General features: G+C 51.4%; 7 protein-coding genes. 3 read left to right on the plus strand and 4 right to left on the minus strand.

Annotated elements, in window-relative coordinates; genetic code table 11:
• The 4 genes from H581_RS34600 to H581_RS0119695 all read right to left on the minus strand — a co-directional run.
• Positions 1–2,802, minus strand: a 2,802-nt coding sequence (locus tag H581_RS34600) for a glycoside hydrolase family 9 protein (protein ID WP_156889643.1), incomplete at its 3' end; no start/stop codon positions are given.
• A 264-nt stretch (positions 2,803–3,066) separates the two neighbouring features.
• Positions 3,067–5,970 carry a glycoside hydrolase family 9 protein gene (locus H581_RS34605; protein WP_051251083.1) on the minus strand — a complete coding sequence of 968 codons (2,904 nt, stop codon included), beginning with the start codon at positions 5,968–5,970 and terminating at the stop codon, positions 3,067–3,069.
• An 84-nt stretch (positions 5,971–6,054) separates the two neighbouring features.
• Positions 6,055–6,450: a glycoside hydrolase family 95-like protein gene (locus tag H581_RS39480; RefSeq protein ID WP_028611523.1), complete on the minus strand. Its 396-nt coding sequence runs from the start codon at positions 6,448–6,450 to the stop codon at positions 6,055–6,057.
• A 251-nt stretch (positions 6,451–6,701) separates the two neighbouring features.
• Positions 6,702–7,574 carry a helix-turn-helix domain-containing protein gene (locus H581_RS0119695; RefSeq protein ID WP_028611524.1) on the minus strand — a complete coding sequence of 291 codons (873 nt, stop codon included), beginning with the start codon at positions 7,572–7,574 and terminating at the stop codon, positions 6,702–6,704.
• A gap of 309 nt (positions 7,575–7,883) precedes the next feature.
• Between H581_RS0119695 and H581_RS0119700 the strand changes: the two genes are divergently transcribed.
• Genes H581_RS0119700 through H581_RS0119710 form a run of 3 tightly spaced genes read left to right on the plus strand, consistent with a single transcriptional unit; the run spans position 7,884 to position 12,724 of the window.
• Positions 7,884–9,659, plus strand: a complete 1,776-nt coding sequence (locus tag H581_RS0119700; RefSeq protein WP_084134663.1) for a sensor histidine kinase — start codon at positions 7,884–7,886, stop codon at positions 9,657–9,659.
• Positions 9,652–11,064 carry a response regulator gene (locus H581_RS0119705; protein WP_028611526.1) on the plus strand — a complete coding sequence of 471 codons (1,413 nt, stop codon included), beginning with the start codon at positions 9,652–9,654 and terminating at the stop codon, positions 11,062–11,064. Before H581_RS0119700 ends, H581_RS0119705 begins: the two co-directional genes overlap by 8 nt.
• 25 nt (positions 11,065–11,089) lie before the next feature.
• Entirely contained in the window at positions 11,090–12,724 is a 1,635-nt protein-coding gene (locus H581_RS0119710) for a type 2 periplasmic-binding domain-containing protein (RefSeq protein WP_156889644.1), read from the plus strand.
• Positions 12,725–12,731 lie beyond the last annotated feature (7 nt).

The raw sequence follows: 12,731 nt of genomic DNA on the forward strand, positions 1-12,731 counted from the left end.
GCTGGTTGCAGCAGGAACATTGTTGAACTGAATGCCATTGCCGCTCACATGAAGATACTCAACCGCTTGACCGCCTGACGCTGAGGAGTCATTGTAGACAGAAGCGAATCCCAGCCTGGTCGCAGTTTCCGCTTCCATTGGCGCAGGAGAAACCCGAATATGGTCAAGGTTAATGATTCCCGTATCGCCATTGTCATATTTGTAAGCGATCGTATTGACGCCGGCATTTAATGTCACCGTTTCCGTTTGATTGCCCCATGTATCCCAGTTCGCGAGAATAGGCAAGCTTGTCTGCTTGATTTTCGTTCCATTTACAATAAGACTCACTGTAGCCGGATTAGAAGCGGCATTGCCGTAACGTGCAGTTACTTTGTATTCTCCTGTAGCCGGAACGTTAACGTTAAAAGTCGCTGTTCCTCCAAAATTCCAGAATCCATCCAGAAAGCCGCTGCCCGTGTATCCCGAATGATTTGTATTAACCTTAACCCCGCCTGATAGCTCAGCTTGTTCGGCTTCAAGTTGAATGGCAGCTTCATTCGAATGAGACAACATCGCAACCAGGAAGGTCAGGGGCGAGTTGTAATTCAAGGCTTGCTCGTTGGTTTCCCAGTCGAGGGAGGAACCGTTGTATGCCTTGCCGCTGAAGGTATAGCGTCCGTTGTTATTCGGACCGCCAGGCATGTAACCGCTCGGCATCTCCAAGAGATAGTCTTGATTGTAAATTTCATGAATGGTTCTAGTCACCCGGCGCTCCCCGTGCCCGGTAATATAGCTCATCTGAAGCGGGTTAATCCCAAGCAGATAGTTCAGATTGCCGGCGGCTACCTTCCGGACATCTTCATTATCCAGGCCGAGAATGCGGCTGCCGATCGCGAGGCCAACCGGAACGCCGGCCGCATTGGAGTTCGCTCCCCAATAGAAATCATTTAAAGTGGCATTCCGCCACACAGCCTTATTCAAATTGGCGTTGATGATCAAGTTACGCCATTGGATGAATTTGTCGGTGAACCAAGTCTTGACTGCGGCGTTCGGCTGCCCGCCCATCATGTAATGGTAGAATCCGATCCTATGCAAAGAGCCGATATTGTGCGAGAACGTTTCTTCCTCGAATGCAGAAGCGAAATTCAAGTAATTGGCGACGACATAATCGTTATACACTTGCTCTCCGGTTGCCCGGTACAGCGTCGCTGCGGCATAGAAGCGGTCGTTCACATCGCTGCTAGAGTTGTATGGACCATCCGGCTGCGGGATGAATTCCGGATGCTCCTCCAGATAGTTCCATCCGCGGAGAGCGGCGGCCTTCAACGTCTCGGCATAAGCCGCCAACCCCGGAACATCCTTCATGACGATATACGCATGAGCCAGAGCCCCGACTGCAGCGCCGGTGTGGAACGTCGGTATGAGTCTGTTGCTTGCCGATCCATCCATGATAAAGCGATTCGGCTCGTTATCCCGAATGACGAAAGCATAGAAGCCTCCTGTGGCCTCATCCTGCATTTTGAGAATAAAATCCGTTTCAACCTTGATCTCGTCCAGCAGATCCGGGATGCCGTTTCCGCTTTCCGGGATATTCAGCGAATGGTCCTGGAATTGGCTCGGAAAGCTCTCGTACGCCCAGAGGAGATCGGAGATGGCTGTCGCTCCCACTGTGACATATTTACCCAAGTCGCCGGCATCCCACCAGCCGCCACCAACATCCTTCGTGATCGTCGGATTGGACTGGAACGGAAGGTTGTAATCTTCCTTGTGCTCGCCGGTCCTGGCGAAGATCCCTGCGTGTTCCGCTGACAGATCCTCATTGGCACGCTGGAAGTAGAAGAACTTCTGCACATCTCTCAAAAGACTGTTATAAATGCTGCCGTCTCCAATCTGGAAGGCAACGGAAGGTTCCGAGATCCCATCGACAGTCAGCACATATTCGCCCGGTTCGTTCAGGCCGGTGAAGTCCGCCTTCAGCACCTTCTCCCCGGAGGAAGCATCATAGGCTGCGACCAAGGACAACGCGCCGGAGTAAGCGACGCTCATATCCGATGCCTTTTTCACCTGAAAAGGAGTGCCGGGCAATGCGGTCAACTCGTCGTAATAGCCGCTCACCAAAGCATATTTCTCGCCGTCAAGAATATAACCGACCTGATTTACCTTGATCGGGGCATAACTTGCCGCCTTATCCGGCGATTTGATGACGATGTTGCTGAGCCAGAACGTCGTCGGGAAGGTACTCCCTTTGAATCTCAGCATTTGCACGCTGGAACTATGGAATATGCTATTGGCGTTAAAGATGTTCTTCAATGGAATGGAATAATGCTTCCATTCGGTCGTAAGACTCTCCGGAAAGGAAATCAAGGCTTCCTCGGAGGTTTGATGCGGAGTCGTGTCATTATCCTTATAAAACTCGCCGTTGACCAGCCTTTCCGAGACGACGTCCATGAAGCCCACGGAGAAGGTTTCGCCGCCGACCGCTCCGACCGCATCGAACTCCAATGTGCCATTCACGTACGGGCTTAAATCCAAGGTTTGCCAGCCGTTCGTGATATAATTGGCTACCCAAGAGTCGTTGGTTGCGATCTTCTTCGCTGCCTTGCCCTGATAGGTTTCATCGGTTACCGTATTGCCGTGGCCATATGCATAATCATTGATCATAAGATCCTTCAGCTTGTTCCATTCCGCACCGCCGGGAGGCAGATAAGGATCGCTGTCAGCAGCTGCGGCGGGTAGCGCGCACATCAGCAGAAGTGAAACGGACATGCATAAGGAAATGAGTTGTTTGATGATGCGAAGCGACTTTTTCTTTGTTTTCATCATGATAGTCTCCTTTATTTTAAGTCTTTGCTTCATGAAAACGCATACATTTATATGATACTATATTACATCATCGATTATATTACATTGCTAGATAATAAACCTTGATTTTCAAGCCAGGAAAATAGCATCATATAGACATTCCCCCTCAATGATTGATCTGCTTCTTTTGCTGTTATAGCGGCTCCACCACCTTGATGGATGATTCAAACCAATTAAAATACCTCCGAACCATTCCGGTCGGAGGTATCAAGCTTCTGAACAAGCTTATTTATTTCCTGACTGATCATGGGGAACCGTTACGGTGACAGATGCTTCCGTAACATTCCCTGCTCGATCTATCGCTCTGTAAGTAATTGTATAAACCAGAGGATCTTTACCCTTGGCTTTTTTGGCCAGCAGCATGAATTCCGTATCGAATGTGCCGAAATCGGCTTCTTGTACCATGGATTCGTAGCTGTCGACGACTACGTTCGGCGTAATGGACAGCAATTTCACCTGAGACAGCTCATCCCCGGTTTCAACGGTTGCCGTTACCTTAACCAGACGGTTGTTGGCCGGCCACAATGTTTCCTTATTCAGGACAACATTCAGGGTAGGAGCAACCGTATCAATGATCAAGCTTCTGTACGCCCACTCCGACCAGGCGCCCCGATTGTCCTTCAATCGAACCCTGATCGACCAATCTCCGTCCGCCAATCCATCCAATGTGTATGAACCGGATGCGCCAGCCCGTTCACCGCTGTCCGCGTCAACCGTCTCCCAACCGTTGCCGGAGGCTTGAACCTGATAGGCAGCTTGTACATCCGCATCGTCGGCGTCAAGGAACGTCCAGTCAATCTGCGGATTATTCAAATGGATTGCCTGGCCTTCCTCATACGAGGTGATCGAGACGGCTGGAGCCGAATTCGATTCGGACAACATCGCAACCAAGAAGGTCAGGGGCGAGTTGTAATTCAAGGCTTGCTCATTGGTTTCCCAGTCGATGGAGGAACCGTTGTAAGCCTTGGCGCTGAAGGTATAGCGTCCGTTGTTATTCGGACCGCCAGGCATGTAACCGCTCGGCATCTCCAAGAGATAGTCGCCATTGTAAACTTCATGGATGGTTCTCGTCACCCGGCGCTCTCCGTGCCCGGAAATATAGCTCATCTGCAGCGGGTTTATCCCAAGCAGATAGTTCAGATTGCCGCTTGCTACATTTCGGTCATCTTCATTATACAGTCCAAGTAGGCGGCTGCCGATCGCGAGGCCGACCGGAATGCCGGCATTATTGGAGTTCGCTCCCCAATAAAATCCATCCAGGGTGGAATTCCCCCACACCGATTTATTCCTATTGGCATTGATGATAATGTCACGCCATTGTACAAATTTGTCGGCAAACCATGTCTTCACTGCGGCGTTCGGCTGCTCCCCCATCATATAATGGTAGAATCCCATCCTATGCAAGGAGCCAGTATTGTGCGAGAACGTTTCATCCTCGAAAATGGAAGCGAAATTCAAGTAATTAGCGACGACGTAATCGTTATACACTTGCTCTCCGGTTGCCCGGTACAGCGTCGCTGCGGCATAGAAGCGGTCGTTCACATCGCTGCTGGAGTTGTATGGACCATCCGGCTGCGGGATGAATTCCGGATGCTCCTCCAGATAGTTCCATCCGCGGAGAGCGGCGACCTTCAATGTCTCGGCATAATCCGTTAACCCGGGAAAATCCTTCATGACGATATACGCATGAGCCAGAGCCCCAACTGCTGCGCCGGTGTGGAACGTCGGTATGAGTCTATTGCTTGCCGTTCCATCCATGATATAGCGATTCGGCGCATGATCCCGAATGACGTAAGCATAGAAGCCTCCTGTGGCCTCATCCTGCATTTTGAGAATAAAATCCGTTTCAACCTTGATCTCGTCCAGCAAATCCGGGATGCCGTTTCCGCTTTCCGGGATATTCATCGAATGATCCTGGAATTGGCTCGGAAAGCTCTCGTATGCCCAGAGGAGATCAGAGATGGCTGTCGCTCCCACTGTGACATATTTGCCCAAGTCGCCGGCATCCCACCATCCGCCGGAAACATCCTTTGTGATCGTCGGATCGGATTGGAACGGAAGGTTGTGGTCTTCCTTGCGATCGCCGGTCCTGGCGAAGATCCCTGCGTGTTCCGCTAACAGATCCTCATTGGCGCGCTGGAAGTAGAAGAACTTCTGCACATCTTTCAAGAGAGTGCTATAAATGCTGCCATCGCCGATCTGGAAGGCAATGGAAGGTTCAGCGATCCCATCCACAGTCAGCACATATTCGCCCGGTTCGTTCAGGCCGGTGAAGTCCGCCTTCAGCACCTTCTCCCCGGAGGAAGCATCATAGGCTGCGACCAAGGACAACGCGCCGGAGTAAGCGACGCTCATATCCGATGCCTTTTTCACCTGAAAAGGTGTGCCAGGCATCGCAGTCAGCTCGTCGTAATAGCCGCTTACCAGAGCGTATTTCTCGCCATCAACAATATAACCAATCTGATTCACCTTGATCGGAGCATAACTTGCCGCCTTATCAGGCGATTTGATGACAATATTGCTGATCCAGAACGTTTTCGGATTATTATCACCGGTGAAGTTCAGCAACTGCACACTGGAACTGCTGAATATGCTGTTGGAATCAAAGATATCCTTCAGCGGAACAGAATAATGTCTCCATTCTGTCGTAAGTTCCTCTCCTAACGGAATCGATGCAGTCACAGCGGTTTGATGCGGATGCTCATCGTTATCCTTAAAAAACTCTCCGCCCTCCAACCGTTCCGTAACGACATCAACAAATCCCACGGAGAAGGTTTCGCCGCCAACCGCTCCGACCGCATCGAACTCTAATGTGCCATTCTCGTACGGGCTTATATCCAACGTCTGCCAACCGTTCAGGGTATAATTGGCCCCCCAAAAGCTGTCGACAGCGATTTTCCTCCCTGCCTTGCCCAGATAGGTTGCATCGGTTACCGTATTGCCGTAGCCGTATGCAAAATCGTTGATCGCGAGTTCCTTCAGCTTGTTCCAGTCCGCGCCTCCGGGAGGCAGAAACGGATCGTTGTCATCAGCTGCGGCGGGAATCGCGCACATCAGCAGAAGCGAAACGGACACAAATAATGAAACGATTGATTGGGTGAATCCACTCGACTTTTTCCTTATGTTCATCTAGCTAGTCTCCTTTTTTTAATAGTTTTATTTTACGAAAGCGCATACATATGGCCTTCTAAATGATTATATGACACAGCTTGATTACAAAACCTTGATTTTCAGGCCACAAAATAGCACGAAAATGACATATAAGACCCCTGCGGCCGCCTGAAACTTTACCACCGACACACCATCGCTTTGAGCCAGTACAGAGCCGTCTGCCCGCGTTACGCGAATGGCGCTCGAAACGCGTATGCTGCATAGAGCATCCCGCGCCGCTCTCAGTTCGGCTTCGGCAATATGTCCGTCTTTCCAGGCCATATCGACCTCGAAACCGCCCCGCGCCCGCAAACCGCTGACAAAAGCGGTCGGCCACGCTGCCGGAAGTGCCGGAAGCAGACGGATTTCTCCGCTATGACTCTGCGGCAGCATCTCCGCGATACCGGCGGTGCCGCCGAAATTGCCGTCGATCTGAAGCGGAGGATGCGCATCGAACAAATTCGGGCACGTTATTCAACCTTTCTGCGATACAAAATATTTCCAATTATATAGCAAGGCACACCAAGGAGCCTTGATTTTCTAGTCATTGAAATAGCATATTAGAGACATCCTAACTTTCCAGATTATTCAGATTCATTCTGAATTAGATATACTTGGAATCGTGTAATGTAAGCTCGGCGCAAAAAAAGCCGCCAAAACGAGATTGAGCGGCAAATCTAGAAGTGCACAATTCTATATCGTATTTACTGCTACAGTACCACCTTTCGTCCGTTTCTTTCGCGTTGATAAGATTGCCGGCTCATTCTGTAAGCCCTGGGTGATTGCCCGTAAGTACGGGTAAACTGACGGGTGAAATAATTGCTGTCGTTAAACCCGCATTTGCCGGATATCTCCGTAATGGAGAGGTTAGTCTGTTTTAATAGCGTACATGCGCGCTCTAATCGGATCGTCTGCAGATAAGAAATCGGCGTCGTTTGATAATAGGCTTGGAAGGTCCTGTTCAAGTGCCGGACCGAAATGTCAGTTTCGGCTGCGATCTTCTCCAAAGTTAGCGGCTCGTTATAATGATCTCCGATATAGGAGATCACATTCGCCAGATGCATCTGATTTCTCGTCATGCCCTTCTCCGTACTGTCATACTGTCTGGACAAATAGACCGCAAGCGCCAAAAACTGAGAAATCAGCATTGTCTGATACCCCTGAAGCCTACTCTTATGTTCATCGATCATGGCAGAGATCAGCGAGGAGACATATTCAAAGCTGGAAATTGATAAACTTAGCTTGCTGCTATAGGTATGAAAATTGCGATATTCACTTGAAGTCCATAAGTCCGGACCGGCTGACAGCAGTATATCGGAACGGTACATAATATTGCAAATCTTAAAATTATTAGGATTCTTGTATGCATGGCAGGTCCCTTCGTTCAAGACAAATACATCACCCTTCTTGATTAAGGAGCTTTCGGTATTGACGATATGCGTAGCATTCCCCTCTAACACAATCACCATCTCGGAGAAGCCGTTATGCTTGTGAAAGTCTGTGTCCTCGTCGTGCCCGCCGTATTGGATAAAGAATGGGAAAGTCTCGTCCTTCGTAAACCATTCCAAATAAACGATCTTCAAAATGTCACCCTCCCCTGAACCCAGCCTCCCGTTAGGGAATTCTTATAATTAGCCGCTCGTTACTCTTCTTTAGAATAACGGAATAAGCAATCTAGCTAGGTGTGAGGGCTGTTTCGACATTTAGAGCTTTGGATGGAGGTTATCGAACAAAGTTCTTACCTTGAGCAACCGTTTTCTACCCATTCAGCATAAAAGAACCGAGTAGAGCTGGAATAGGTAATTCCTTGTCATTGAACACACGCTCCATCTAATGTTATAATTTAAGACGCTTACAATAACCGTTCTCCTATGATTCCCGAAAGTGAGTAGATGCTTAAGATGCCCGGACATCCCGTCAATCACGGTCGCATAGCGGCACGATCCCTCCGGCGAACCCTTGTCATCTACCTGATGCTCGGCTGCCTGCTTCCGCTCGTTCTGGTCGGTGTCCTTACCTACTCATCCATATACTCGATTCTCTCAAACAAGATTAAAAGTGGAGTCAGCGCCACCCTGATGCAGGAGGCCGCCAACCTCGAAAACGCTGTCATCAACCTGGATTTAGCAACCAAGCAGTTTGCGCTGGACGGTCAGATCGTGAACAAGGTGTCGGACTATCTGTCATTGCGGGACAGCCAGGTTTTTAACAAAACCCAGATTATGGACTCCATTAAGGAGAGGATGAATCTGGCCGCCTTCACCAACCCTTATCTGGGCTTGACCGCCTTCCTGGAGCTTGGGGAGTCCGGGAACGCCGAGTCGGTTCTCTTCGCCAATCCGGACATCGGCAAGACCTTCAGCAGCAGTACCCTGCCGGAATTCATCCATTACAACGGGGCGGATTATTTCGGCCCCCATCCGACCCAATACGGCAGCAGGGGCAGCTTGGTCCTATCGGCAATGCGCGCCGTCAGCGTTTCAGGCAAACGTCCCTTATTCCTCTATATGGAGACCCATTACAGTCTTATAGATAATATTTTGAACAAGCAATCTTATGGCATGAAAGTATCGCATGTCCTTGTCAACGTGAACAATAAGACAGCCTATGTTGAGGACCCGGAGCTGCCTCAGAATATAAGAGATGCCATCAGTCAAAATAAGATCGGTGACTACCGGTTCCTCTCGTCCCGCCATTTGTTCCGCTACGCCAGCAGCCAAGGCTGGCAGCTCATTGGAGTTGTCCATAATTCCACCTTTAACAGCGAGATTGTGGCTTGGTTTAGGACCATGATCCTTGTGGCACTGTCCACCCTGATCTTCGCTGTGCTGCTGGCCTGGCTCATCTGGAGACACATCTACCGGCCTCTGCATAAGGTCAATGTGGAGATCGTCCGCATGGTCGAGAACCGCTCCAGTCAGGTCTCGTACACGAATGTCCAGGAGTTCAACTTCGTCCTGGAGAACTTCCAGGAGATGAAGGATCAGATCAACCGAATGATTCACACGGTGGAAACCAACGAGAAGGAGAAGGGCCGGTTCGAGGTGGAAAAGCTGCTCAGCCAGATCAACCCCCATTTCCTTCACAATACCTTGAATACGGTCCAATGGCTGGCCCGGATGAATGGCCAGCAGGACATCGACAAGCTGGTCACTCTCTTGATCAAGGTCCTGCACTACAACCTGGGGAAAAAAAGCCTGATCGTTACCGTGGCCGACGAGATCGACGCGTTGCGCAACTATATGGACCTGCAGCGCATACGGTATGATTATGAATTCCATTACTCGCTGGATTCGGATGACGAAGCCCTTCATGTGGCGGTTCCCCGGTTCCTTCTGCAGCCGTTGGTCGAGAACGCCATCTACCATGGGACCGGTGATCACGGCGGAAAGGTCGCCGTCACGATCCGGATCAAAGACGATAGTTGGGTGATGCTCCGGGTGGAAGACAACGGAACGGGGATGGATCAGGAGACGGCGGAACGGCTCCTTACGGATGATGAAGCAGGCAGGAAGCGGGGGTTGGGCATCGGGCTGTCCTATGTGCATCGGATGCTGAAGCGGTATTATGGAGTTCATATGAAGCTAAGCATAGAGAGCGAACAGAATGTCGGAACGATCATTACCATTGTGATACCCATGAGAAGGATGGAGGAGTTCGATGATTAAAGCCGTTATAGTGGATGACGAGAAGCTGGTCCGCAAAGGGTTAATCTCCATGATCAACTGGTCGGCCTTAGGCATTGCCATCGTTGGGGAAGCGGCAGACGGACCCTCCGCATTGAAGCTAATCCGGTCCACGCCGGTCGACCTGATGTTCACGGATATCACCATGCCCGGAATGTCCGGCCTTGAGTTGATCCAGCAGACCCGGCTGCAATTCCCCCATGTTCGCACAGTCGTACTGACCTGTCATCATGAATTCGATTATATTCAAGAAGCTCTGCGGCTCGGTGTGATCGATTACATCGTGAAGACGCTATTGGAAATGGAAAATGCGGACGACACCATCGCCCGGATCATCGAACGGTACCGCTGGGAGGAAGCCATGCGGGCGAGCTCTTCGAACGGTTCCGCCGAAAGGCTCATGCCGGCCTCATCCGCCCTCGTCTTCCGTCCCCTGCTGCCGGAATCAGAGAAGAGCGAGTTGTTCGCTCTGTCTCCCGTACGGAACAATCCGTTCATCGAGTGGGAGGAGGGTGGCATGGTGCCGCTGGTCCATCCCATACCATCGGACGGATTGGTTAGGGAGCTGACCCGTGCGATAAGAGAACGGTGGGAGATTACGCTGATTACGGATCTCCAGGATGTTCCTCTGGAAGAGTTCAAGGAGACGGTGCGGATGCATCTGGAGAACGCCCTGTTCTATCACAGCCGATCCGGAACGTTGGCCCAATTGACCTACGGGAAGTTGATCCACTCTTCCCCCTCCCGTTCCGGGAATGACTCGGCTCCGGGGGAGGAGTGGCTGAACCGGCATCAGGACCTGCGGTGGGCATTCGGCACGGAGGATTGGAACCGCCTGATCGGCGAGGTGGAGGAACGCCGTCCCGGTTCGGACCGGCTGCTGGCGTTCGGCGAAGCCCTGTGCAGAGATTGGAAAGGCAGCTTATTCAGCCAGACGGAAGCGGAGCATCTGCTCGAAGACTCCCGCTCGTGCCGGAATTGGCCTGATTGGACGGTCTGGCTTAGACGGATCGCGGATCTTGCGAAGCGGCGGATGCTGGATCTGGGCCTGTCCAAAGAAGTCATCCTGTGCCTGATCCGGGCCATGATCTATATGAGACTCCATGCATACGACAAGATGAACCAGGCCGATGTAGCAGATCATGTGAACATGAGCCGCAGCTACTTCAGCCAATGCTTCTCCCGTTTCGCCGGACAGCCTTTCAAAGACGTGCTGCGCATGATGCGGATGGAACGAGCCAAGGCTTATCTGTTGGAGAGCGATACCCCGGTCTATGAGATCGCCATGTCCGTCGGCTTCGAGGATGACAAGTACTTCAGCAAGCTGTTCCGGGATCTGTTCGGCAAGTATCCCACAGAGTTTCGGATGAACGGGAAACCGTTCTGAATAAGTTGTCGGGAGGAGAGTTCAAGTGAAAAGGCGTTGGTTTATTCTTACTTGCTTGCTAGCCCTGTTCATAAACGCATGTTCAGACCACGCCGGGACTTCTCGGGATTCCTCCATCGACGCTGCTGTGGGGGAGCTTGCCTTCAGTAGAATGGTTGAACCGGTCACCATGCGGGTTGGCATGCCGATCCCGGCCACCCTCGATAACCCGGTTGTCCGGTATATCGAAGAGCTGTCTAACGTCAAGGTCGTTCCCTCTTGGGAAGCGGAGGGGGCGGATTCCTATAATCAAATGGTCGAGCTGGCCATTGCCAGCAAGGATCTGCCGGACGCCATGATCGTGAACCGGAGCCAGCTTCGCAAGTTGACGGAGATGGACATGATCCAGGACCTAGGCGCCATCTATGAAACCTACGCTTCCAAGCTGGTTAAGGACATCTATGCTTCGGCGAACAATACCGCCCTGCAGGCTGCCAGCATCGGCGGCAAGCTCTATGCGCTGCCCAATGCGACCTATGAATCCGATTCTCATTCCTTGCTCTGGGTACGCCAGGATTGGCTTGACAAGTTGCATCTTCCGACTCCAAGGACCTTGACCGATGTGGAGCAGATCGCCCAGGCTTTCATCAACATGGACCCTGACGGAGACGGGAAAGACAATACGATAGGACTGTGCGGCTATCGGAATATCGTCTACGGCAAGCATCCTGCGGTGTGCGGCTTTGACTCCATCTTCCACGCGTTCGGGGCTTACCCGAAGAATTGGATCAAGGACTCCACAGGACGGATCCTCTATGGTTCCATCATGCCGGAGAACAAACAGGCACTTTCCAAGCTGGCGGATTGGTATAAGCGGGGGCTCATCGATAACCGATTCGCCCTCAACAAGAATACCCATGAACCGATCCATTCGAGCAAGACCGGACTGTTTTTCGGACCATGGTGGGCGCCTTATTGGCCTTTGGGAAATTTCAACAGCATCGATCCGAGCGCGGATTGGAAGGCCTATCCGGTTCCCCTGAATGAGGATGGCAAATTCGTAACCCACATCGCTCCTGTCATGAACAGCTATCTGGTCGTGCGCAAGGGATACCCGCATCCTGAAGCCGTCGTCAAGGTTCTGAACATCGAAACCCGGCTGAATCGGAAGCAGGATCCCAATAATGAAAAAGTAAAAAAGCTGGAGGACGAGCTCCTCCGTGGCGGGATTCAGTTGCGTAATTACTTCCCGATTGATCACCTCTTGGACTTCACCGATGCCATCGAGAAGCGATACGTGGATGTCGAGAGTGTCCTCCAGGGAAAGAAGGATCCAGCTTCACTCGATGTAGAGTCAAGGCTCGTCTACGAAAGTATCGTTCAGGAGAAGGCTCACCCCAAGAGCAACGTCTACAACAGTATGACAGCCTTGGCCTTCCAAACCGGCGTGAAGGCACTGGTCACTACCCCTATGGTTAAAGTCCGGGGCGTATTCTACGATACGTCAGATTCCATGCCCAACTACTGGGGTGAATTGGAGCGATTGGAAAACGATACCTTCCTAAAGATTGTCATGGGCGAGCTTCCGGTGGAAGCCTTCGACGATTACGTCAAGACCTGGATGGATTCCGGCGGCGGCACGATCACCGACGAGGTGAAGTACGCTGTAACGGGGAAGTAAGGAGAGG

This window comes from Paenibacillus harenae DSM 16969, assembly GCF_000422465.1.
GTDB lineage: Bacteria > Bacillota > Bacilli > Paenibacillales > Paenibacillaceae > Pristimantibacillus > Pristimantibacillus harenae.

Bases quoted from the DNA above. Each gene is read 5' to 3' on its own strand.
- H581_RS0119705 (WP_028611526.1), top strand. From the start codon at position 9,652: ATGATTAAAGCCGTTATAGTGGATGACGAGAAGCTGGTCCGCAAAGGG.
- H581_RS0119700 (WP_084134663.1), top strand. From the start codon at position 7,884: ATGCTTAAGATGCCCGGACATCCCGTCAATCACGGTCGCATAGCGGCA.
- H581_RS34605 (WP_051251083.1), bottom strand. From the start codon at position 5,970: ATGAACATAAGGAAAAAGTCGAGTGGATTCACCCAATCAATCGTTTCA.